Consider the following 23,739-nt stretch of genomic DNA (forward strand, 5'->3'; position numbering starts at 1 on the left):
CTTATGCCTCCTGCGGTGCGTTCGGCGTTTCGCCGTCGGCGTTACGCTGTTCTTCCCCTTCATGATGTTCGCGGAACAACCGCTTCACCACGGTGAAGAAGACCGGCACGAAGAAGATGGCGAGGACGGTGGCGGACAGCATGCCGCCGACCACGGCCCAGCCGATGGCGTTCTGGCCACCCGCGCCCGCGCCCTTGGACACGGCCAGCGGCAGCACGCCGAAGATGAAGGCGAAACTGGTCATCAGGATCGGCCGCAGACGCAGCTTGCCCGCTTCCAGCGCCGCCTTGGCGGGCGGCAGCCCTTCGCGCATCTTCTCTTCGGCAAATTCCACGATCAGGATCGCGTTCTTCGCCGACACGCCGATGGTCGTGATCAGGCCCACCTGCAGATAGATGTCGTTGTTGAGGCCCGCCAGCGTCGCCGCGATCACCGCGCCGAGCACGCCCAGCGGCACGACCAGCATGACCGCGATCGGCACCGACCAGCTTTCATACAGCGCAGCCAGGCAGAGGAAGACGATCAGCATCGAGAGCGCATAGACATAGGGCGCCTGTCCACCGGAGGTCTGTTCCTCATAGGAAATGCCGTTCCAGGCATAGCCGATACCGGCCGGCAGCTTGGCCGCGAACTCTTCCATCGCCTGCATCGCGGTGCCGCTCGACACGCCAGGTGCCGGGGCGCCCTGGATGTTCATCGACGGCACGCCGTTGTAGCGCTCCAGACGGGCCGGGCCCTGGACCCATTCCGTGGTGGAGAAGGCGGAGAGCGGCGCCATCACGCCCGTGCTGCCACGCACATGATAGGCGTTGATCGCGTCGGCCGAGGTGCGGAACGGTGCATCGGCCTGGACATAGACGCGCTTCACGCGGTCGCGGTCGATGAAGTCGTTGACATAGGATCCGCCCAGATTGGTGCTGATCGTGTCATTGACGTCCGACTGGGCGATGCCCAGCGCACCGGCTGCGGCCTGATCGACATTCAGCTTCAGCTGCGGCGTATCTTCCAGACCATTGGGACGGACCTGCGCCAGGCGCTTGTCGCCCATCGCCATGCCCAGCAACTGGTTGCGGGCTTCCAGCAGCTTCTCATGACCAAGATTGGCCTGATCGAGCAGCTGGAAGTCGAAACCGGACGCATTGCCCAGTTCCTGCACGGCCGGCGGCACGAAGGCGAAGGCCATGCCCGACGAGATCTTCTGGAACGCCATATTGGCGCGCAGGGCGATCGCGGGCACGCGATTGTCCGCACCCGACCGTTCATGCCAGTCCTTCATACGGGCAAAGACGATGCCGACATTCTGGCCCTGGCCCACGAAGCCGAAGCCGGCGACCGTGAACACGGCCGAGACATTCTTCTTCTCGTCGACCAGATAATGGTCGCGCATCCGGGCGAGGGCCCGCTCGGTCTCTTCCAGCGTCGTGCCCGCGGGCAGCGACACCTGGTTGATGATGATGCCCTGGTCCTCGTCCGGCAGGAAACCGCTGGGCAGGCGCAGGAAGATGAAGGCCATGCCGACCACCACCAGCCCATAGACCAGCATGGTCCGGACCCAGCTGCGCTCGACCTTCTCGACGCCCTTGCCATAGCGCACCACGCCCTTGTCGAAGGTGCGGTTGAACCAGTCGAAGAAGCGGCCGAGGATCGAACCGATCGGCCCGTTCCAGCTATGCCCGTGCGAGGCGGGCTTGAGGATGGTGGCGCACAGCGCCGGGGTCAGGATCAACGCGACCAGCACCGACAGGATCATCGACGACACGATGGTGATCGAGAACTGGCGGAAGATGACGCCGGTCGAGCCGCCGAAGAAGGCCATGGGCAGGAACACCGCCGACAGCACCAGGCCGATGCCGATCAGCGCGCCGCTGATCTCGTCCATCGACTTCTTGGCCGCTTCCTTGGGGCTGAGCCCTTCATCCTGGATCAGACGCTCGACATTCTCGACGACGACGATCGCGTCGTCGACCAGCAGGCCGATCGCCAGCACCATGCCGAACAGGGTCAGGGTGTTGATGGTGAAGCCGGCTGCGCTGAGGATCGCCAGCGCGCCCAGCAGAACCACCGGCACCGCGATCGTCGGGATCAACGTGGCGCGCCAGTTCTGCAGGAACAGGAACATGACGACGAACACCAGCAGCACGGCTTCGAACAGGGTATGGACGACCTGCTCCACCGACAGCTTGACGAAGGTCGAGTTGTCGACCGGGAAGTCATATTTGACCCAGCTAGGGAAATTCTTCGACAGCTGGTCGACGCGCGCCTTGACCGCTTCCACCGTGTCGAGCGCGTTGGCGCCCGGTGCCAGCTTGATGCCGAAGCCCGATGCCGGATGACCGTTGAACTTCACGCCGAAACCATAGGTTTCCGCGCCCAGCTCGACCTTGGCGACATCCTTCATCAGCACGACCGAACCGTCGCTGTTGCTGCGCAGGCGGATATTCTGGAATTCCTCCGGCGTGCGCAGGCGCGACTGGGCGGTGACGGTGGCGTTGAGCGCCTGGCCCTTGGGCGAGGGCGAACCACCGATCTGGCCGGCCGACACCTGGGCGTTCTGCGCGGTGATCGCCGACTTCACGTCGCCGGTGGTCACGCCCAGATTGGCCATCTTGTAGGGGTCGAGCCAGATGCGCATCGCATATTGCGAACCGAACAGCTGGGTATCGCCGACGCCGGTGACGCGGCTCAGCGGATCCTGAAGGCTGGACGCGATGAAGTCCGCCGCGTCTTCCTGATCGTGGATGCCATCGTCCGAATAGGCCGCCATGATGAGCAGGAAGCTGGACGTGGACTTGCCCACGCGCAGGCCCTGCTGCTGCACTTCCTGCGGCAACAGGGGGGTCGCCTGCGACAGCTTGTTCTGCACCTGCACCTGCGCAATGTCAGGATCGGTGCCCTGCTCGAAGGTCAGGGTGATGTTGAGATTGCCCGAACCATCGCTGGTGGACGAGAAATAGCGCAGATTGTCGATGCCCTTGAGCTGTTGCTCGATGATCTGCGTCGTCGTGCTTTCCAGCGTCTGGGCGTTGGCACCGGGATAGGTGGTCTGGATCGTCACCGCCGGCGGGGCGATTTCCGGGAACTGCGCGACCGGCAGCGACCGGATCGCGAGCAGGCCCGCGAGCATGATGACAATGGCGATGACCCATGCGAAGATGGGCCTGTCGATAAAATAGCGGGCCATGGCTTAGTGCGCCTCGCCCGCGTTCGACGCGCCTTGTGCAGCGGCCGGCTTCGCGCCGCCTTCAGGCGCGGTCACCTGCTGCGGCGCGCCGGGCTTCACCACCGTGCCGGGGCGCAGATTGACCAAGCCTTCAACGATCAGCTGATCGCCCGGCTTCAGGCCGCTGGTGACGATCCACTTGTCGCCGATCGCGCGGTCGACGGTGACCTGGCGCATCTCGACCTTGTTGTCCTTGCCCACGACCATCGCCGTAGCCCGGCCGCGCGCGTCGCGCGAAATGCCCTGTTGCGGGGCCAGGATCGCCTGGGTGCGCTCACCCTCGATCAGCTTGGCGCGGACATACATGCCCGGCAGCAACAGCCCGTCGGCGTTGGGGAAGATCGCGCGCAGCGTGACCGCGCCCGAACTGGAATCCACCGTCACATCGGCAAATTGCAAGCGGCCTTCACCCGGATAGACGCTGCCATTGGGCAGGATCAGCTGGATGCGGGCGCCCTGCGCCTCGCTGATGCCGCCGGCCTTCATCGCCTGCTTGAGGTCGATGATCTGCGCGGCCGACTGGGTCACGTCGACATAGACGCGGTCGGTGCGCTGGATGGTGGTAAGCGGATCGGCCTGACCGGTCTGGACCAGCGCGCCCGGCGTCAGAAGCGAACGGCCGATGCGGCCCGAAATCGGCGCGCGGATGCGGGTGAAATTCTGGTTCACCTGTGCCGCCTGCACCGCGCCCTGCTGCGCCGCAACATTGGCGCGCGCCTGCTGGGCCGCGGCCGCCGCGTCATCATATTCCTGCTTCGACACGGCGTTGATGCCGACCAGATCCTTGTAGCGCTGGGCCTGCAGCCCGGTCGAGCGGATCGCCGCCTGGGCATTGGCCAGCGAGCCCTGGGCCTGGGCGAGCGCCGCGCGATAGGGCGCGTCCTCAATCTCGTAGAGCAGCTGCCCGGCCTGGACAGTGCCGCCTTCGGTAAACAGGCGGCGACGGATCACGCCGCTGATCTGCGGCCGGACTTCGGCCGTTTCAAAGGCCGAAATGCGGCCCGGCAGTTCGTTCAGCAACGGTGCCGACTCGGTCTTGAGCGTCACCACGCCCACGCTCGGCGGCGGCGGTGCGGGCGGCGCTTCCTGACCGCAAGCGCTCAGCGCAAGGGCCGAAACACAGGCCAGCAATCCGAAGAAGTTCCCCTTTTGCATCAATTTTCCCAATCCGATAAATATCGCAGGACCGGAATGAACGTTCATTCCGCTTGCCGCGCACCTAAGAAGCTGTCAGAGGGAATTCAAGAGAAAAACAATTTTCCGAGGGTAAAATGGTTGCAGCGCAGCATGAAAAAAGCAGTCGCGACCGTGTACTTGCAGCGGCGCGAGACCTGTTCAACAGCCATGGTTTCCACCAGACGTCCATGGCCGAACTCGCTTCCGCCGCACAGGTATCAGTGGGGCAAATATATCGGCTTTTCAAAGGAAAGGAAGATATCATCGAGGCTATCGTCCATGCCGACGCCGATCAGTGGGCGGAGGACGTCGATATCCTGCGCAAACGACTCGACAGTGGCGAGTTGAGCATCGACGATACGTTCGAGCAACTGATGCTGCACGTCATTGACGAAAAGGATGAGGCGCTGTCGTTCGACATCCTGGCCGAAAGCTTCCGCAATCCGACCGTCGGCGAGATGATCGGCACCATGTGCGGCCGCTTCCGCGACGATATTCGCGACTTTGCCTGCGCCGCCAATCCGGAGCTTTCGGGCGAAGCGCTGGACGGCGCGGAGGAGATGATCCTGGCCTGTATGTTCGGCCTTGGCCATCGCAGCTTGTCGCGCCCCAATCTCAGCCCGGAAGCGTCGGCCCGACGCGCCGCCCAGATGATCGTGGCAGGCCTGAAGGCCGTGCGCTGATCGAAGCGAAAGCCGGTTCACGCCGATCGTGAACCGGCAGCGGCGGATCACTCCACCAGTTCGCCGCCCTTCACCACATCGCTGACATGCTGCAGCAACGTCACATCCTTGAGCGGATCGCCCTGCACCGCAACGATGTCGCCATAGCGGCCGACGGCGATCGCGCCGACATCGGCTTCCCAGCCCAGTGCCTTGGCGCCGCTGACGGTCGCCGCCTGGATCGCCTGCATCGGCGTCATGCCCCATTCGACCATCTTGGCGAATTGCTTGCCATTGTCGCCATGGGGATAGACGCCGGCATCGGTACCGAACAGCATCGGCACGCCCGCCTTCACCGCCTTGCGGAACGTCTCGCGCTGGAGACGCCCGATCAGTTTCTCCTTGTCCAGGCTTTCCTGTTCGGTGCCATTGGCCGTGCCGGTCGCCAGGATATAATCGTCATTATAGATATCCATGTCGAACCAGGTCTTCCTGCTCGCCGCCAGCTTGATCGTCTCGTCATCGGCCAGGCTGCAATGTTCGATCGTGTCGATCCCCGCCTCGATCGCGGTGCGGATGCCATCATTGCCATGGGCGTGCGCCGCGACCTTGAGGCCCAGCATATGCGCCTCGTCGGCAATCGCCTTCATCTCGTCAAAGCTCAATTGCTGGGCGCCGACCGCGTCGCCCAGCGAGAAGACGCCGCCGGTCGCGCAAATCTTGATGACGCGCGCGCCATATTTGTGCAGCCAGCGCACCTTGGCGCGGCCCTCCTGCGGGCTGTCGACAACCGAGGGTTCCTTGCGATCCATCGATGGCGGCAGGCCACCGCCATCGCAATGGCCGCCGGTCGCACCGATCGCATAGCCGGCCGGGATGATGCGCGGCCCGACAATCTGCCCCTCCTCGATCGCCTGTTTGAGGCCCACATCGGCGAAATCGGCCGACCCGACATTGCGCACCGTGGTAAAACCGGCCTTCAGCGTGATCCGCGCATTCTTGACGCCCACGGCTGTCCAGAAACTGTCGGTGTAGCGCAGCCCCTGATAGCCGCCCACTTCCGCCAGGCTGGTCAAATGGACATGCATGTCGATCAGCCCCGGCAGGATGGTCTTGCCCGACAGGTCGATATGGCGGACGTCGCTGCCCCAGCGCACGGTGCGCGCGTCGGCGATGCCGGTAATGCGACCGTCGGTAATGAAGATAGCCGGATGATCGACCGTCTTGCCGGCCAGCACATCGACCATATGGTCCGCGGTGACGACCACCTGCTCGGCCAGCGCGGGCGATGCGGCCAGCGACAACAGGATGGTGGCGGCCATGGCCGATGCCCGGACAGTCTTCAACATGCGATGCAAATCCCCCTGGGCGATCGACGTCCAGACCGTGCATGGCCGGATCATCATTGCCCCAAGTCCCTGACCTAGCGACCAAGGCCGGCAAGCATCAAGGGCAAAGATGGATGGCGGCATCGCGCCACCCGCCCCTGTTTCACCCCCGTCCACCGCAAGCCCCCGCCCTGCCCGCAACCTGTTGGCGCCCCGCCCATTGGAGGATCAATCGAGGGAGGTATTTCATGGATCTGGAAGCGAATTTCGGCCGCGCCTATTTCGAGCATCGACGCGACCGCAACCGCCAGTTGGCGGCGCGATCGGCCACACCGGCGCTCCGCAACATGCATCTGGAATATGCGCGGCTCTACGAGCAATTGCTGCAGGCGGAGGACGCGCAAGCCGCCTCCGCCTGATCCAGCCGCCTATTTGGCGGCCACACCCTGTGGCAGCACCACCGCCGACCAGCTCTTGCCCGGCACCAGATATTTGGTCGCCAGCGCCTGGATATCGGCCGGTGTGACGTTGAGCAGATCCTGGCTCATCGTCTGCATCGCCTGCACATAGCGGGGGTCGTGGGTCGCCCCTTCCATCTGCCCCATCCAGAAGGCATTGCCGGTGCTGGCGCGCATCAGCAACTGTCGCATCGGCGCCACCGCCCGTTGCAGTTCGTCGGCGCTGATCGGCGTCTTTGCCAGATCGGCCGCCGTTTCCTTCACGACGCTGTAGAAATAATTGACCCGGTCCGGCCGCACCTGGCTCGTCACCAAGATATAGCCGCCACTGTCATAGGAGAAGGGCCAGCTATTCTGCACGCTCGGCGAATAGGCCGCGCCCTCGGTCGAGCGCAGCTTGTCGAACAACCGGTCATTGAAGATCTGGGTCAGGATTTCGAGCTGGCGCGCCTCCTTCGTCAGCGCAAAGCCGCCCGAGGTCGGCCAGGCCATGACGGCAGCCGCCTGTTCCTTGTCGCCATCATGGCGCAGGATGACCGGCTGTTCGACATGGGCGGGGAAACGCTGCACCTTGTTCGCGGCGGGCACCGGCACGTCCGGGCGGGCCGGCATCGCGCCAAAGGTCGCCGCCACGGCCTGGATCGCTTCTTCCGCCTTCACCTGGCCGAAAATCTGGATCTCGATCGGCCCCGAAGCCAGGATCGGCTCCCAGGTCTGGCGGAAGCTCTGCGGCGTCAGCGCGTTGATTTCCGCCTTGGACGGGGTGCGGAACCGCACATCCTTGTCATGCAGCAGCCAGTTGAGGTCGCGCCCCAGCACGCCATCGGGCGCGCGCGACATCGCGTCATAAGCGACCGAGGCGCCGGTCTTCACCCGCGCGATCGGTGCCGGATCCCAGCCGGGCTGATACAGCTTGGCGGCGAACAGGCGCAACTGGTCCTTGTAATCGGCCGGGCGCGTCACCGCCTGCAATTCGAACGCATCATCATCGGTCGAAAACTGCATGCCCATGCGCCGACCATTGGTCAGGTCATCCAGTTCCCGCTGGCCCAGCTTGCCGATGCCGCTCGCCACCAGCGCATAATCGCCAGCCCAGCTTGCCACCGGCTTGGTGGGTGAAAAGGCCTGCTGCCCATGACCGAAGCGGACGTTGATCCGCACCTTCTCGGTCTCCGCATCATTGGCGAACAGCGTCAGCTTGACGCCGTTGGAGAAGGTGATGCTCTCCATGCCCTGCAACCCGACCGGCGTGCGCGACACGACGGTCGCGGGCACACCGAATTTGGGCAGGTCGTCCATCGTCACCGCCTTGTCGGCGAGGCGGGCATTGGTCGCCGCCTTGACCGGCGCGGCGAGCGCAGCGGCCAGCTTCTGGTCCTGCCCCGCCTCGACCTTGCCGGTGATCAGCATCGCCCGGAACACCCCGGCGGAAAAGAGGCGGCGGGTGCAATCCAGTATCTTCTGCGGCGTCATCGCCGGCTTGCCGGAGCGGAAGATGTCGAGCGCGGCCTGCGGGCTGACCGTGGTTTCGCGAATGTCCACCGCGCTCACCAGATCGCTCGCCTGCTTGGCCCCGGCTTCCGTGTCGGCATTTTCGACCTGGATCGCCAGCGCCGTGTCGAGCTGCGCATATTCGCGGTCAATTTCCTGCTGGGTCGGCGGCGCGGCCTTCGCATCCTCGATGATCGCACGCACATCGGCCAGCGCCTTCTCCCAATTCTCGCCGGTGGGCGTGATGGTGATGAAGGTGCCGTCGGCCGACCGGCTGATATCCTGCTGGTCGACACCCGCCGCCAGGAAGCTGCCCCCGGCCCGTGCCGCCTGCTCCAGCCGTCGGCTGACGATCTGCAGCGCCAGCATGTCAGTCAGCTTGTCCTGATTATAGACGATCGTGTCGGCATGGGGCTTCCACGGGCGCAGCCAGGCCATGGTGAGGCCCGTCGGCGAGCCCGGCTCCACCACGACGCGGGTGGCCGGCGCCTTGGGGTCCGGCTCGCCGAAATCGGGCTGCTCGGCGCCCTTGCCGCTATCCTGCCAACTGGCAAAATTATCCTTGAGCAATTGTTCGGCCAACGCCGGGTCGATATCGCCGGCAATGGCAATCACCGTGTTTTCCGGGCGATACCAGCGCTGGTGGAAGGCTTCGGCCTTGGCCGCGGTCACCGCGTTGAGCGTCGCGACCGTGCCGATCGGCGCATGGTCGGCCAAGGGCTGGCCGGCGAAGAAATGCTGGCGACTTGCGTCGGAAATGCGCATCTGCGGCCCGTCGCTCTCGCGCCGTTCGGCCAGCACCACCGCCCGCTCGGCATCGACCGCGCTGTCGACGATATTGGGGTCGGTCATCATGCCGGCCAGGATCTTCAGGCTTTCGCCAAGGCTCGTCTGATTGGCCTGGGGCAGGTCGAGCGCATAGGTGGTGCCGGTCGGCGTGGTCGCGGCATTGCTGTCGCTGCCAAAGGTTACGCCCAGCCGCTGCCAGATGCGCTTCGATTCGCCATCGGGCACATGGCGCGACCCACGCATCGACAGATGTTCCATGAAATGGGCATAGCCCTGTTCATCGGGACGCTCCATCAGCGATCCCGCATCGATGCGCAGACGGATCGACACCTGCCCCGGCGGCACGCCATTGCGGCGGATGGCATAGCGCAGCCCGTTGGACAGCGTGCCGAACCGCCACTCCGTGTCGATCGGCACGTCACTATTTTCGTAGAGCCAGGGGCGGATATCCGCCTGGCTGCCGCCCGGCGCGGCCTTTGCCCCGGCGACCGAAGGATCGGTTCTGGCCGCCAGCGGCAGGGGAGAGCCCGACAGAAGCAGGGCAAGAATGGTGAGCGAAGCGGCCGAACGGCGAGAGGTCAAACGCATAGGCAGGGGAGCCTAACGGCATTTTCCTGAATGACCACTGACAAAGATGGTCACGCCGCGGCATCGGAGCATCGCGCACAGAAGGGGGAACCGGTCTTGCGCCCCACGCGATGCGACAATGAAGATATGGCGCGGAAGCAAAATGGAGCGCGCCAGACCGGTTCGTCCCGGACGCCCCATGGGGAGCGCCCGGAACGCCTCAGCTATTAGCCGCGCGGTGCGCCGGTGCGCTGGACCGCGCCCTTGTGCGTGCCGACGGCGCCACCGCCGCCGCCACGACGACGACGGAAATTCTTCTTGGCGCCGGCACCATCGCCTTCGCCACGATGCGCACCCTCGCCACGATGCCCCCCTTCGCCACGGCGAGCCTTGTCGGGGGCGCCGCGCTGGGCCTTCTGCCCTTCCTGATAGCGACGCTGGCCTTCGGCGCGCTTGGCCTGCTGGGCCGGGCTCTGGCTCGGCCCCTTGCGCTGCGGCGCGGGCTTGGGAAGGTTGCGCACGGCCTCCAGAAAATTCTCCGGCAGGGGCACGATCTCGGGCTTCACCTTGGTCGCCCGCTCGATCGCCTTCAGATAAGGCCGTTCGTCATCCGCCACGAAGCTGATGGCGATGCCGTCCGCGCCGGCACGCGCCGTCCGGCCGATGCGGTGGACATATTGTTCCGGCACATTCGGGATTTCAAAGTTGATGACGTGGGACACGCCCGACACGTCGATGCCGCGCGCGGCGATGTCGGTCGCGACCAGCAGCTTGCAATGGCCATGACGGAACGCCTGCAGCGCGGTGGTGCGCTGCGCCTGGCTCTTGTTGCCATGGATCGCGAAGGCCTGGATGCCCGCGCCCTCCAGGAAGCGCACGACGCGGTCGGCGCCATGCTTGGTGCGGGTGAAGATCAGCGCGCGGTCGATCTCCTCGGTCTTCAGCACGATATGCAGCAGCGCCTGCTTCTCCGCCTGGTTGACGAAGGTCAGCTGCTGGCGGACGCGCTCGGCCGTGGTCGACTGCGGCGCGACGCTGACCTTGACCGGATCATTGAGGAACTGGCCGGCCAGCGCCTCGATCTCCTTGGGCATGGTGGCCGAGAAGAACAGGTTCTGGCGATCGCGCGGCAGTAGCTTGGCGATACGCTTCAGGGGATGGATGAAGCCCATGTCCATCATCTGGTCGGCTTCGTCGAGGACGAAGATTTCCGTGTCCTTGATGGTGAAGGCGCGCTGGTCGATCAGGTCGAGCAGGCGGCCGGGGGTGGCGACGACGATGTCAACGCCGGCCGACAGGGCACGGATCTGCTTGTTGACCGGCACGCCGCCGAACACGGTTTCCACCGACAGGCGCAGGAAGCGGCCATAGTCGCGGAAGCTCTGGGCGATCTGGGCGGCCAGCTCGCGGGTCGGCGACAGCACCAGCATGCGACAGCCCTTGATCGGCGTCGGCTTGGGATTGCGCGCGAAATAGTCGAGGCTGGGCAGCGCGAAGGCTGCGGTCTTGCCGGTGCCGGTCTGGGCGATGCCGCACAGGTCGCGGCCTTCCAGCAGGACCGGAATGGCCTTTTGCTGGATCGGCGTCGGCTCGGCATATTTCTTGGCGGTAAGCGCCTTGATGATCGGCTCGGAAAGACCAAGTTCATTGAAATGCATGAGAAACTCACAAGTCGGCCGGGCGCCAACCTGTCTGCGGACGCAGCAAGGGCGCAAGGCGGGTTAGGAAACGACCCGCGTGAATAGGGAAGCCTCAAGCTTGGCGCAGACTGTCATTGGCCGGTTCCCAGGGCCTGTCAGAGCCGGGAACGATCACGCTGCCAATCGCTATCGGGCCCAAAGGGCCATGCTGCGCTGCCGCACATATGGGGCAAATGCCGCCGAAAAGCAAGCGGCCACGGGATTTCGCCCACGGCCGCCCAACATCATGTCAGTCCTTTAGAGGCTGACCTCGGCATGCTTGTCGCGCAACTCTGCCCTGACATCGCCGCCGAACATCATCTTGAACACCCCGCCGATCGACAGATCGGCGCGCCAGATCTCCGCCGTGCCAAGGTCAAAGCGCAGCATCAGCAGGTTGGGATCCTGCCGTCCGCCCGGATACCAGGCCTCGACCTGCTTCGACCAATAACGGTCGATCACCGTCTCGTCGGTCTCCGGCACCAGCGTGCCGTTGATGCAGGCGAACAGATAATGATCCTTCGCCGCGAACTGCGCCATGGCCGGCCCGCCGGCGGCCAGCCGATTGTCGCGACTGGTGTAGAACCAGAAGCAATGATCGGCATCCTTGTCCAGCTGCGCGGTCATCGGCACGCTGTGCGCATGGCTGCCCTGCAACCCCACCATCAGGAACGGGCTGCTCGACAGGTCCGTCCAGAAACGCTCGCGAATATCCTTGTCGTCGCTCATCTTTCTATCTCCTTATCTGGGGCTTCACCAAAGGAAATGGCCCGACGCCGCCGAAGTTCCCTTTGACCGCTTGATCTCGCGCGCGCACGTCGCCACATAGCGGCCATGCTGATCGAGACCGAACTCACGCCCAATCCGGCGACCGTCAAATTCCTCCCCGGCCAGGCCGTCATGGGCGCCGCGGGCACCCGCGACTTCGCCAGCCCCGAAGAGGCCGAAGCCTCGCCGCTGGCTGATGCGCTGTTCGGCTTGGGTGACGTGACCGGCGTCTTCTTCGGCGCCGACTTCATTTCGGTGACGATCGCGCCGGGCGCCGAATGGAGCGACGTAAAGCCGGAAATCCTCTCGATCCTGCTTGACCATTTCTCGGCCAACATGCCGCTGTTCGCCGCCGGCACGGCCGCAGGCTTCAGCGTCCCGGCCGAAGAAGAGGCTTTCACCGATGATCCGGAAGATGCCGAGATCGTCGACCAGATCAAGGATTTGATCGAAACCCGCGTGCGCCCGGCCGTGGCCAATGACGGCGGCGACATCATCTATCGCGGCTTCGACAAGGGCACCGTCTATCTGCGCATGCAGGGCGCCTGTGCCGGCTGCCCCTCCTCCTCCGCCACGCTCAAGAACGGCATCGAGCAGCTGCTCAAACATTATGTGCCGGAAGTGACGGAAGTCCGCGCGGTCTGACGCTGCGATGACCGGATTTGGCAAATCGCCCCGGATCGATTAACCGCAGCCATATCCATATCGGCACCGCGGCTTCGGGGGAGTGAATTTGCGCATATTGGTCATCGACACCGCCACGCAGGCGCTGTCCGTTGCGCTGCTGGAAGACGGCCAGCCAATCGGCCATTTTCATGAAATCGTCGGCCGCGGCCATGCCGAAGCGCTGCTGCCCGCGATCGCCGCGCTGCCCGATGGCGGGCGCGCCGACGCGATCGCGGTCGATGTCGGGCCGGGCAGCTTCACCGGCGTGCGCATCGGCATCGCCGCCGCCCGCGCCTTGGCACTCGCCTGGTCGGTGCCGCTCCATGGCTATAGCGCCTTTTCGCTGATCGCCGCGATGGCGGCCGCCGACCATCAGGAAGGTCCGATCGCCGTCACCATCACCGGCGGCCATGGCGAACTCTTCTGGCAATTGTTCGAGGCCGATGGCCGCACCGCCACGACCCAGCCCGCCTCCACGCCGATCGCCACGCTCGCGACCCAACTGGACATGACGCAATTTTACGGCACCGGCGCCGAGGCGCTGGTCACCGCACGCGGCGACGGCACCGCAATTGCCCTCTATCCCGAAGCCGCGCGCTACAGCCTGATTGCAGCGCTGCCGCCGCTTGCCCCCTCCCCGCTCTATGGCCGCGAGGCCGACGCCAAGACGATCGCGGAGCGCACCGCTTCATGATCCCCGCCGGCCTGACGCTCGACACCTATGATGAGGGCGAGCGCAATGCGCTCGCCGACGCCATGGAAGTGATGACCCGCGCCTTCGACCCGCTGTTCGGCGAGGCCTGGACTCTGCCCCAATTGTCGGGGGTCATGACCATGCCGGGCACATGGCTGACCGTCGCCCATGTCGATGCGGCCCCGCTCGGCTTCGCCCTGGTCCGTTCGGTGCTGGACGAATGCGAACTGCTGCTGCTGGCGGTCGATCCGCTATGGCGTGGCCGTGGCATTGGCCGGTCCCTGCTGGGTCACAGCCTGACGCTGGCGCGTCGCCGCGGCATCACGTCGATGAACCTGGAAGTCCGCGCATCGAACATGGCGGTCAAACTTTATGAGACTATTGGTTTCGAATATGTACATCGTCGCCCCGGTTACTATCGGGGCAATGATGGAAAGCTTCATGACGCTTTGAGTTTTCGCATCGACATGCTTGTTTAAGCCAATCTTCTCTTGCGAAGGCAGGCCACAGGGTCTAGCCAAGATATACCGCTCTGAATCCATTTCCTCAGGCGGGTCGCACAATAGAAGCCTTTGCAGGAAACAAGAAAAATGGAAAACGAATCGGCACAGAGCGAACTGCTCGTCACTCTGACCTCCGACATTGTCGCTGCGCACGTCTCGAACAACAGTGTTGCTGTTTCCGACGTCGCAACCCTGATCCAGAATGTTCATGCCGCGCTGACCGGTCTTTCGACCCCGGCGCCCGCCCCCGAAGTCAAGCCGGAACCGGCTGTTTCGGTGCGTGCATCGATCAAGCCGGATTACATCATCTGTCTGGAAGACGGCAAGAAGCTGAAGATGCTCAAGCGTCACCTGATGACCCATTATCAGATGACCCCCGAAGATTATCGCGCCAAGTGGGGCCTTCCGGCCGATTACCCGATGGTCGCCCCCAATTATGCCGAACAGCGCCGCTCGCTGGCCAAGAAGATCGGTTTGGGCACCAAGCGCCGCCGGACCCGTGGCGGCAAATAAGCCCCACAACTTCGGCATTTACCTATTGCGAAAGGGGCGCATCGACGATGCGCCCCTTTTCCGTTGGAACAAAAGCGGCTAGGCAATGTCCGACTTTTCCATTTTTGAAGCGAGCCAGCCCCCCGCATGAACCGCAAGATCGACGTCGAAGCCCTTTGCCACGAAAAGGGCCTGCGCATCACCGAACAGCGCCGGGTCATCGCCCAGGTGCTGAGCGACGCGACCGATCACCCCGATGTCGAGGAACTGCACAAGCGCGCGTCCACCATCGATCCGGGCATCTCGATCGCCACCGTCTACCGCACCGTGCGCCTGTTCGAGGAAGCCGGCATTCTGGAACGCCACGATTTTGGCGACGGCCGCGCCCGCTACGAAGCGGCCCCGGAATCGCATCATGACCATCTGATCGACGTCGAAACCGGCAACGTCATCGAATTCGTCGATCCCGAGCTGGAACTGCTGCAGAAGCAGATCGCCGAAAAGCTCGGCTTCCGCCTGGTCGACCATCGCATGGAACTGTACGGCGTCGCCCTCGACCGTAAGGACTGACGCCTTGGCGCCACTGCGCCGGGCAGGCCGCATCGCCGCCCTGCTGGGCAGCCTGCTGCTCTGCCTGCCCCCGCACCTCTTGTGGCGCCTGCTTCGCCGTCCATCCCCCTGGCCACGCCGCTTCCTGGGGATGGCGGCCCGCTCGGTCGGCGCCAGCGTCCGGGTGGAAGGTCGCCCGGTCGACAGCGACATGTTCCTGGTCGCCAATCATGTCAGCTGGATCGACATTCTCGCCCTGGCCGATGCCACCGGCGCCGCCTTCGTCGCCCATGACGGCATTGCCAGCTGGCCGGTGATCGGCTGGCTCGCGGCCCAGAACAACACCTTGTTCGTCTCGCGCGAGAAGCGCGGCAGCCTGTCGGGCCAGCTCAATGCGTTGCGCGCCGCGCTCGCCGGTCATCAGCCCATTGCCCTCTTCCCTGAAGGCACGACCAGCGACGGCAGTGGCCTGCTGCCCTTCAAGCCCTCGCTGCTCGCCGTGCTGATGCCGCCGCCGCGCGCAGTGATGATCCAGCCGGTCCATATCGACTATGGCGCGGCCACGGCGGAGATCGCCTGGCACGGCGACGAACCGGCCGGCGCCAACGCCAAGCGGCTACTGGAACGAAAGGGCCGCCTGCCTGTCACCATCCGGTTCCTGGAGCCGTTCGACCCGGCAAGTTGCGCCGATCGCAAGATATTGGCGGCCACCGCGCACCAGCGGATCGCTGCGAGCATTGCCGCGCACCTGCCACCTTCCTCTTCGGGCCAAGCGCCTGTATAGCTGGACGGCATGAATCGTAACGACGCCCCCGAACATAAAGCCGGCAAGGGCCCGGCCACCTTCCAGGTCAAATCCTTCGGCTGCCAGATGAACGTCTATGATGGCGAACGCATGGCCGAAATGCTGGGCGAGCGCGGCATGACCGCTGCTGCCGATGGCGCAGAAGCCGACCTCGTCATCCTCAACACCTGCCACATCCGCGAAAAGGCGGTGGACAAGGTCTATTCCGACATTGGCCGCCTGACCCGCGAGGATGGCACGCGCCCGATGATTGCCGTCGCGGGCTGCGTCGCCCAAGCCGAGGGCGGCGAGATCCAGCGCCGTGCCCGCAATGTCGACATCGTCGTCGGCCCGCAGGCCTATCACCGCCTGCCCGACCTGATCGGCAAGGCGCAGCGCGGCGAGGATGCGGTCGACACCGACATGCCGGCCAATTCCAAATTCGCCGCCCTGCCCGGCCGCACCAAGCAGGCCCGACCGACCGCCTTCCTGACGATCATGGAAGGCTGCGACAAATTCTGCACCTATTGCGTCGTGCCCTATACCCGCGGCGCGGAAATCAGCCGCAGCTGGACCGCGATCCTGGACGAGGCCAAGGCGCTGGTCGATGGCGGCGTGCGCGAGATCACCCTGCTCGGCCAGAACGTCAATGCCTGGACCGGTGAGGATGACAAGGGCCGGATGCAGGGCATGGATGGCCTGGCCCGCGAACTGGCGAAGCTCGGCGGGCTGGAGCGCATCCGCTACACCACCAGCCACCCCAACGACATGAGCGACGGCCTGATCGCCGCCCATGGCGACGAGCCCAAGCTGATGCCCTTCCTCCATCTGCCGGTGCAGTCGGGCAATGACCGCATTTTGAAGGCGATGAACCGCAGCCACACGGTCGACAGCTATCTGCGCATCATCGAACGCGTGCGCGCGGCCCGGCCGGACATCGCCTTGTCGGGCGATTTCATCGTCGGCTTCCCCGGCGAAACCGACGCAGAGTTCGAAGATACTCTCAAGATCGTCGAGCAAGTGCGCTATGCGCAATGCTATTCCTTCAAATACAGCCCCCGCCCCGGCACCCCGGCGGCGGACATGGATCACCAGATCCCGGCGGCGGTGATGGACGAACGGCTGGCCCGGCTGCAGGCCGCGATCAACCGCCATCAGGTCGATTTCAACAGCGCCACGGTGGGCCGCACCACCAGCATCCTGCTCGAACGCAAGGGCCGCTATCCCGGCCAGCTGATCGGCAAGACGCCCTGGCTGCAATCCGTCCACGTCACCGCGCCCGAATATGGCATTGGCGACATGGTCGATGTCGATATCATCAGCGCCGGCCCGAACAGCCTGGCCGGCGAAATCAGCAGGAGGAAAGCCGCTTGAACCAAAGCCTCGTCATTCCCGCACAGCCGGGAAGCCATCTCCCCGACCCACGGCGCCTGCCGGTCCTTACGAGATGCATGACGAGCCAGGGAGGCTTTTGAATGGGCAAGAAACCGCACCATCCCCGCACCGACATTGCCGAGCGCGCGTGCCTGGAAGTGACGTTCGAGAAGCCGCATCTTCTGGGTGCGCTGTTCGGCCAATATGACCAGAATCTGGTCGCGATCGAGAACCGGCTCGGCGTCTATATCGCCGCGCGCGGCAACAAGCTGCAGATCGAGGGCGAGGCCGAAGCCGCCGCCCGCGCCCGCGACGTGATGACCGGCCTCTACAACCGCATCGTCGCCGGGCAGGAAATCGACAATGGCGCGGTGGAAGCCGTGATCGCCATGTCGGCCGAACCGACGCTGGACGGCATCATCCGCCATGACGTCGCCGAACCACCCAAGGTGATGATCCGCACCCGCAAGAAGACGATCGTCCCCCGTTCCGCCACCCAGGTCGCCTATATGGAGGCGCTGACCCGGAACGACATCATCTTCGCGCTTGGCCCCGCAGGCACCGGCAAGACCTATCTGGCGGTCGCCCAGGCGGTGAGCCAGCTCATCACCGGCAGCGTCGACCGCCTGATCCTCTCCCGCCCGGCCGTCGAGGCGGGCGAGAAGCTCGGCTTCCTGCCCGGCGACATGAAGGAAAAGGTCGATCCCTACCTCCGGCCGATCTACGATGCGCTGCACGACACGCTGCCGGCCGAACAGGTCGAACGGCGCATCGCCAGCGGCGAGATCGAGATCGCGCCGCTCGCCTTCATGCGCGGCCGGACGCTGGCCAATGCCTTCATCGTGCTGGACGAGGCGCAGAACACCACCATCGCCCAGATGAAGATGTTCCTGACCCGCTTTGGCGAAGGCAGCCGCATGGTCATCTGCGGCGATCCCAAGCAGGTCGACCTGCCGCAGCCGGGCATTTCGGGCCTGGCCGACGCGGTCGCGCGGCTGGACGGGGTCGAGGGCATCGCCATGGTCCCCTTCGGCATTGGCGACGTCGTGCGCCATCCGGTGGTCGGCCGCATCGTCCAGGCCTATGAGGGGCCGGATGCCTAAATCTTCACAACGGATCTCAACATTATGATCGAAGTCGCTGTCCTTCATGAAGAAGGCTGGCCCGGCGCGGACTGGGAATTTCTCGCGCAACAGGCGGTTTCGGCCGCCATTGCGCACAGTCCCTATGCCGCTTTCGCGACCGACTCCACCCTCTATGAAGTTGCGGTCAAGCTGACCGACGATGATGAGGTGCATCAGCTCAACCGCGCCTATCGCGAGAAGGACAAGCCGACCAACGTCCTGTCCTTCCCGATGGTGCAGGAAGACCTGCTGGAAGTGACGGCGAACACCGACGATGGCGAGGTTCTGCTGGGCGATATCGTGCTGGCCGAGGGGGTCTGCGCCGCCGAAGCCGCGGAAAAGGGCATATCGGTCGCCGACCATGCCACGCATCTGATCGTCCACGGGACTTTTCATTTGCTTGGATATGACCATATGGACGACAATGAAGCCGAGGCGATGGAAGCGCTGGAAATCCGCGCGCTCCTCAGCCTTGGCCTGGCCGATCCCTATGGGGATCGGGACAATGGTTGATCATACTTATTCGGATCCGGTCTATCACCGGCTTCGACAATGTTCTGAAACAGGGGAATAGGAAGTAAGATGGCTGAAGGCAGCCCGAAGGATAGCGCCGGTTCCAAGGAAGCGGACAGTAGTAACGAGGGCGGTTTATGGAGCGGCCTGAAGTCGCTCCTGTTCGGCGAGAATGAAGCCCCCAGCCTCCGCAAGGAACTGGAAGAGGCTCTCGACGAATATGATGAGGAAGAGCAGGAAGAGGGCGCGGCCCCGCCTGCCAAGGGCGATCTGTCCGCGATCGAGCGGCAGATGGTCCGCAACCTGCTGCATTTTTCCGAACATACGGTCGACGACGTCGCCCTGCCCCGCGCCGACATCGTCGCGATCGAGGAAAAGGCAAGCTTCGCCGAACTGGCGGAACTGTTCGCCGAGGCCGGTCATAGCCGCATCCCGGTCTATCGCGAGACGCTCGATACGATCGTCGGCATGGTCCATATCCGCGATGCCTTCGCCATCCTCGCCGGCAAGGCGCCGGTGCCCGACACGCTGGCGCCGCTGATCCGCCAGCCTCTCTATGTGCCCGAAAGCATGGGCGCACTCGACCTGCTCGCCGAAATGCGCGCCAAGCGCACCCATCTGGCCATCGTGCTTGACGAATATTCGGGCACCGAAGGGCTTCTGACCTTCGAGGATCTGGTCGAGGAAATCGTCGGCGAGGTCGAGGATGAGCATGACGACGCGCCCGAAGCGATGCTGGTGCCGCTGGAAGGCGGTATGTGGGATGCCGATGCCCGCGCCGAACTGGACGATGTGGCCGAGGAAATCGACCCGCGTCTGGGCGAGATCGAGGAAGATGTCGATACGCTGGGCGGCCTCGCCTTCGTGCTCGCCGGCCGCGTCCCCGAACCGGGCGAGATCATCCCGCACGAACAGAGCGGCTGGAAACTGGAAGTGCTGGCCAGCGACGGCCGCCGCGTCACCCGCCTGCGACTCCACCCGCCGGTCGAACAGGAACTGGAAGCGGAAGAGGCTTGAGGGTAAGGCCTTCGCCACGGTGATGATATTCAGTGGCGAGCAGACGTTCCGCCATTCCTCTCCCGCCTACAGGAGAGAGAGGGGCCCGCACCGAAGGCGTGGGAGGGTGAGGGTCTTCTGGAGTCAGCAGCCCTCATCCAACTTCGCCTAGCCGGCTTTGCCAGCAAGGCTTCGTATCCTTCTCCCGCCAGCGGGAGAAGGAGTGTTAGCAGTTGGCCATTAGTCTCGCTGCCCTTGTATCGTCGCTGCGAGTACAGCGAGGCACTTCGACATCGCTGCCATTCAACTTTCGTCTTTCGCATCGCAAAATGTTAACGGGGCATATCTAGGGCGTATCAATACTCATTCGAACGGCGGGCATGCGCAGCGCACAATTTCCTTTCAGGCACCATCCTTATGACGACATGGCTATCGCCGCGCCATGGTCGCGTCTCGAACGGATAGTGTTTCTTGCCGTCTGCCTCGCGACGTTGTTCTTCGCGCTCCTGACGCCGCCCTTCCAGGCACCGGACGAGAACCAGCATTATATGAAGGCGCTGGCCCTGTCGCAGGGCCATGTGGTGACGGAAGTCCATGGCGACCGGATCGGCGCGGAACTGCCGCGCGCGGCGGTCGATCTTCATGCCGTCGATTTCCCGACCGAACCGGACGGCCAACGCCACCGCTATGACAAGACGATGATCGAGCGGGCCTGGGCCGCCGACGCCGCCCGCCCCGGCACGCGCTTTGCCGAATTTCCCAATGTCGCCAGCTATGCGCCGACCCTCTATGCCCCTGGCGCCGTCGGCCTCGCGATCGGCGACGCGCTGGGCCTGCCGCGCATCGGCGCCTTCTATGCCGGCCGCATCGTCAATGCGCTGACCGCGTTGCTGCTGCTCGTCGCCGCGCTGCGCCTCATCCCCTTTGGCCGGATGGCGCTGCTCGGCACCGCGCTGCTGCCGACCTTCTGCTACCAGATCGGCTCGCTCTCGCCCGATGCCGTCATCAACGGCGTCGGCTTTCTCGGCCTCGCTCTGGCGCTGCGGATCGGCTTCATGGCGCCGGACCGCGCCAGCATCGCCGCCACGCTGATCACCGCACCGCTGCTGGCGTTGGCCAAGGGTGTCTATCTGCCCCTGATGGCCGCCGGCCTGCGCTGGCCCGCCCGTTTCACTCTGTCGCGTAACGTCCTGATCCTTGGCACGATGCTATTGGGGGCTGTCATCTTCGCTGTCTGGATGAAGGCGAACGGCGGCAGCCAGGCGCTCTATCACATCACCTCGCGCAAGACCGGGGAGAGCGTGCTGACCGCGCCGCTGGCCCAGCAACTCGCCGTGATCCTGGCCGATCCGGCCGGCTATGCCCGCATCCTCGCGTCCAGCATCGTCGAGCGGGCGCCGGTCTATGCGCTGCAGATCGTCGGCCGCTTCGGCTGGAACGCGATCCTGCTGCCGCTGCTCGCCTACCCGCTTGCCCTGCTGATGCTCGGCAGCGCGGTGCTGAGCGGATCGGCCGCGCGCTTCAGCCTTGGCCAGCGCCTCTGGTGGCTAGCGATCGCGCTTGGCACCGCGCTGCTGATCGAAACCGCCATGTATCTCACCGGCACGCCGCTGGGCGCCGATTATGTCCAGGGGACGCAGGGTCGCTATTTCCTGCCGCTGCTGCCGCTCGTGTTGCTGGCACTGATGCCGGCCGATCCGCTGCGCGGCGCCCGTCTGCTCTGCGTCGGCGCGGGGCTGGCCCTGCTCATCATCGCGATACTCAGCGCCTGGGACAGTTTCTGGGTCCATGGCTTCGTCACCGCCGACGGCATGCCGCCGCACAGCAGCATCACCCGCGCCTTACTGCTGCCCTCGCCGCGCTGGTAGCCAGACCGCGCACAGCATAAGCCAGCCCAGCCCCTCGATCCATCCGGCCATCACGTCGCTTGGCCAATGCACGCCCAGCCATACCCGGCTGGCGCCGATCAGCACGATCATCGCCCCGCCAGCGCCATAGGCCCAGCGCCGCCCGGCCAGCATCGCCAGCGCACCAAAGAACATCATGTTCCCCGCCGCATGGCCGCTGGGGAAGCTGTAGCTATGCACGATGTCGAGATGCGGCAGCAGGTCGGGCCGGGGCGCGGCGAATATCTGCTTGAGGATCAGGTTGAGCAGCGTGCCGCCAATCTCCACCCCGGCAAACCACCAGGCCGCCGCGCGCCGCCCGGTGAAGACCAGCACGCCCAGCACGACCAGCGACAGGATGATGCGGATCGCCGTGCCGCCGATTGCCGAGGCGAGCCGCATGACCATGGTCACCTGCCCGCCCAGCGCGGTCTCGCGCCCCTGCCCGGCCCAGCCCATCAGGCCGATGTTCAGATCATCGAGCAGCCCATTACGCTGCGCCAGCGCGATTCCCAGCACGCAAAAAAGCGCGAGGATGAATATCCCCGCGCCCTTTTTCAGCATCTTCTGCCGATCAGATATGGAGCGCACGCCCATAAGCGGCGAGCACGCTTTCATGCATCGATTCCGAGATGGTCGGGTGCGGGAACACCGTCTGCATCAGTTCGGCCTCGGTGGTCTCCAGCGTCTTGCCGATGGTATAGCCCTGGATCATCTCGGTCACTTCCGCGCCGATCATATGAGCACCCAGCAGTTCGCCGGTCTTGGCGTCGAACACGGTCTTGGTGAAGCCCTCGGCCTCGCCCAGCGCGATCGCCTTGCCGTTGCCGATGAAGGGGAACATGCCGACCTTCACGTCATAGCCGGCTTCCTTGGCCTTGGCTTCGGTCAGGCCGACCGATGCGATCTGCGGATGGCAATAGGTGCAACCCGGAATGTTGCGCACGTCCATCGCATGCGGGTGGACATCCTTGTTGCCCAGCGCCTGCGCGATCGCCTCGACCGTGGTGACGGCTTCATGGCTTGCCTTGTGGGCCAGCCATGGCGGCGCGGTGACGTCGCCGATCGCCCAGATGCCGTCGACATTGGTGCGGCCATAGGGGTCGGTCTTGATGTGGAAGCGCTGGTCGGGCTCGACGCCGACCTCTTCCAGACCGATATTCTCGACATTGGGGACGATGCCGATCGCCACGATGACATGGCTATATTCGGCGGTGATGTCCTTGCCGGCCTTGTCCTTGATGGTCGCGGTCACGGCCTTGTCGGTCGCGGCGATCTTCTCGATCTTGGCACCGGTCAGGATGGTCATGCCCTGCTTCTTGACCGCCTTTTCGAGGAAGGCCGACACATCGGCATCCTCGACCGGCACGATCCGGTCCATCATCTCGACCACGGTCACGTCAGCGCCCATGTCGTTGTAGAAGCTGGCGAATTCGATACCGATCGCGCCCGAACCGATGACCAGCAGCTTGGTCGGCATTTCCGCCGGGGTCATGGCGTGGCGATAGGTCCACACGCGCTTGCCGTCGGCTTTCAGCTGCGGCAGGTCGCGGGCGCGGGCGCCGGTCGCGACGATGATATGCTTGGCGGTCAGCTCTTCGCTCTTGCCGTCCTTGGTGACGGTCAGCTTGCCCTTGCCGGTCAGCTTGCCGTCGCCCATGTGGACGGTGATCTTGTTCTTCTTCATCAGGTGCGTGACGCCCTGATTGAGCTGCTTGGCAACGCCGCGCGAACGCTTCACCACCGCCTCGATGTCGGCGCTGATCTTCTCGGCCGCCAGGCCATAATCCTTGGCATGCTGCATATAATGGAAGATTTCGGCCGAGCGCAGCAGCGCCTTGGTCGGAATGCAGCCCCAGTTGAGGCAGATGCCGCCCAGATTTTCGCGCTCCACGATCGCGGTCTTGAGGCCCAGTTGCGCCGCCCGGATGGCGGCAACATAGCCGCCCGGGCCGGAGCCGAGGACGATCAGGTCATAGGTATCAGCCATGGTCTCTCTCGCTATTCGATATCTTGGTCA

General features: G+C 64.6%; 21 protein-coding genes. 13 read left to right on the forward strand and 8 right to left on the reverse strand.

The annotated features are described in order from the left end of the window. Window position 1 precedes the first annotated feature (1 nt). Together U0025_RS11785 and U0025_RS11790 are read right to left on the reverse strand one after the other, a co-directional pair. Entirely contained in the window at window positions 2–3,181 is a 3,180-nt protein-coding gene (locus tag U0025_RS11785; RefSeq protein WP_004207583.1) for an efflux RND transporter permease subunit, read from the reverse strand. A 3-nt stretch (window positions 3,182–3,184) separates the two neighbouring features. Further along, a complete protein-coding gene (locus tag U0025_RS11790; protein ID WP_004207584.1) occupies window positions 3,185–4,375 on the reverse strand; it encodes an efflux RND transporter periplasmic adaptor subunit in 1,191 nt (396 codons plus the stop codon). Between the two features lie 116 nt (window positions 4,376–4,491). Here U0025_RS11790 and U0025_RS11795 point away from each other — a divergent pair, with 116 nt between their 5' ends. Beyond that, entirely contained in the window at window positions 4,492–5,079 is a 588-nt protein-coding gene (locus U0025_RS11795; RefSeq protein WP_004207585.1) for a TetR/AcrR family transcriptional regulator, read from the forward strand. Between the two features lie 47 nt (window positions 5,080–5,126). Here the strand turns inward: U0025_RS11795 and U0025_RS11800 are convergent, their stop codons facing one another. Next, a complete protein-coding gene (locus U0025_RS11800; protein WP_037491645.1) occupies window positions 5,127–6,407 on the reverse strand; it encodes a Xaa-Pro dipeptidase in 1,281 nt (426 codons plus the stop codon). Window positions 6,408–6,634: 227 nt separating this feature from the next. On the opposite strand from U0025_RS11800, the gene U0025_RS11805 reads away from it, so the two are divergent. After that, window positions 6,635–6,805 (forward strand): hypothetical protein, encoded by a 171-nt coding sequence (locus U0025_RS11805; RefSeq protein ID WP_004207587.1) that lies wholly within the window; start codon window positions 6,635–6,637, stop codon window positions 6,803–6,805. A gap of 9 nt (window positions 6,806–6,814) precedes the next feature. Here the strand turns inward: U0025_RS11805 and U0025_RS11810 are convergent, their stop codons facing one another. The 3 genes from U0025_RS11810 to U0025_RS11820 form a co-directional block, all read right to left on the reverse strand. After that, window positions 6,815–9,712 (reverse strand): M16 family metallopeptidase, encoded by a 2,898-nt coding sequence (locus U0025_RS11810; RefSeq protein WP_004207588.1) that lies wholly within the window; start codon window positions 9,710–9,712, stop codon window positions 6,815–6,817. Between the two features lie 206 nt (window positions 9,713–9,918). After that, complete coding sequence (locus U0025_RS11815; RefSeq protein WP_004207589.1) at window positions 9,919–11,349, reverse strand: DEAD/DEAH box helicase; 1,431 nt, start codon at window positions 11,347–11,349, stop codon at window positions 9,919–9,921. 279 nt (window positions 11,350–11,628) lie between these two features. Then, window positions 11,629–12,099 (reverse strand): pyridoxamine 5'-phosphate oxidase family protein, encoded by a 471-nt coding sequence (locus U0025_RS11820; protein ID WP_004207591.1) that lies wholly within the window; start codon window positions 12,097–12,099, stop codon window positions 11,629–11,631. A gap of 105 nt (window positions 12,100–12,204) precedes the next feature. Between U0025_RS11820 and U0025_RS11825 the strand changes: the two genes are divergently transcribed. The 11 genes from U0025_RS11825 (at window position 12,205) to U0025_RS11875 (ending at window position 21,701) form a co-directional block, all read left to right on the forward strand. Further along, a complete protein-coding gene (locus U0025_RS11825; RefSeq protein ID WP_004207592.1) occupies window positions 12,205–12,783 on the forward strand; it encodes a NifU family protein in 579 nt (192 codons plus the stop codon). 88 nt (window positions 12,784–12,871) lie between these two features. Continuing rightward, window positions 12,872–13,498, forward strand: a complete 627-nt coding sequence (tsaB, locus tag U0025_RS11830; RefSeq protein ID WP_004207593.1) for a tRNA (adenosine(37)-N6)-threonylcarbamoyltransferase complex dimerization subunit type 1 TsaB — start codon at window positions 12,872–12,874, stop codon at window positions 13,496–13,498. Further along, window positions 13,495–13,977, forward strand: coding sequence for a GNAT family N-acetyltransferase (locus U0025_RS11835; RefSeq protein WP_004207594.1), 483 nt, complete (start codon window positions 13,495–13,497; stop codon window positions 13,975–13,977). Before tsaB ends, U0025_RS11835 begins: the two co-directional genes overlap by 4 nt. Window positions 13,978–14,088: 111 nt before the next feature. Beyond that, complete coding sequence (locus U0025_RS11840; RefSeq protein ID WP_004207595.1) at window positions 14,089–14,514, forward strand: Ros/MucR family transcriptional regulator; 426 nt, start codon at window positions 14,089–14,091, stop codon at window positions 14,512–14,514. A 126-nt stretch (window positions 14,515–14,640) separates the two neighbouring features. Beyond that, entirely contained in the window at window positions 14,641–15,063 is a 423-nt protein-coding gene (locus U0025_RS11845; RefSeq protein WP_004207596.1) for a Fur family transcriptional regulator, read from the forward strand. Window positions 15,064–15,067: 4 nt separating this feature from the next. Further along, window positions 15,068–15,826, forward strand: coding sequence for a lysophospholipid acyltransferase family protein (locus U0025_RS11850; RefSeq protein WP_004207597.1), 759 nt, complete (start codon window positions 15,068–15,070; stop codon window positions 15,824–15,826). A 9-nt stretch (window positions 15,827–15,835) separates the two neighbouring features. After that, a complete protein-coding gene (miaB, locus tag U0025_RS11855) occupies window positions 15,836–17,200 on the forward strand; it encodes a tRNA (N6-isopentenyl adenosine(37)-C2)-methylthiotransferase MiaB (protein WP_004207598.1) in 1,365 nt (454 codons plus the stop codon). Window positions 17,201–17,301: 101 nt separating this feature from the next. Next, window positions 17,302–18,303 (forward strand): PhoH family protein, encoded by a 1,002-nt coding sequence (locus tag U0025_RS11860; protein ID WP_004207599.1) that lies wholly within the window; start codon window positions 17,302–17,304, stop codon window positions 18,301–18,303. 24 nt (window positions 18,304–18,327) lie between these two features. Further along, window positions 18,328–18,837: an rRNA maturation RNase YbeY gene (gene ybeY / locus U0025_RS11865; RefSeq protein ID WP_004207600.1), complete on the forward strand. Its 510-nt coding sequence runs from the start codon at window positions 18,328–18,330 to the stop codon at window positions 18,835–18,837. 69 nt (window positions 18,838–18,906) lie between these two features. Continuing rightward, window positions 18,907–19,854, forward strand: coding sequence for a hemolysin family protein (locus tag U0025_RS11870; protein WP_004207601.1), 948 nt, complete (start codon window positions 18,907–18,909; stop codon window positions 19,852–19,854). A 404-nt stretch (window positions 19,855–20,258) separates the two neighbouring features. Continuing rightward, window positions 20,259–21,701, forward strand: a complete 1,443-nt coding sequence (locus U0025_RS11875) for a DUF2142 domain-containing protein (protein WP_004207603.1) — start codon at window positions 20,259–20,261, stop codon at window positions 21,699–21,701. Here U0025_RS11875 and U0025_RS11880 read toward each other — a convergent pair. Continuing rightward, complete coding sequence (locus tag U0025_RS11880; protein WP_037490243.1) at window positions 21,675–22,316, reverse strand: phosphatase PAP2 family protein; 642 nt, start codon at window positions 22,314–22,316, stop codon at window positions 21,675–21,677. The genes U0025_RS11875 and U0025_RS11880 overlap by 27 nt on opposite strands. Continuing rightward, window positions 22,294–23,709 (reverse strand): dihydrolipoyl dehydrogenase, encoded by a 1,416-nt coding sequence (gene lpdA / locus U0025_RS11885; protein WP_004207605.1) that lies wholly within the window; start codon window positions 23,707–23,709, stop codon window positions 22,294–22,296. The genes U0025_RS11880 and lpdA overlap by 23 nt, the downstream gene beginning before the upstream one ends. Window positions 23,710–23,739: the final 30 nt, after the last annotated feature.

The sequence above is a fragment of the Sphingobium yanoikuyae genome, from assembly GCF_034424525.1.
In the GTDB taxonomy this organism is placed as follows: Bacteria; Pseudomonadota; Alphaproteobacteria; order Sphingomonadales; family Sphingomonadaceae; genus Sphingobium; species Sphingobium yanoikuyae.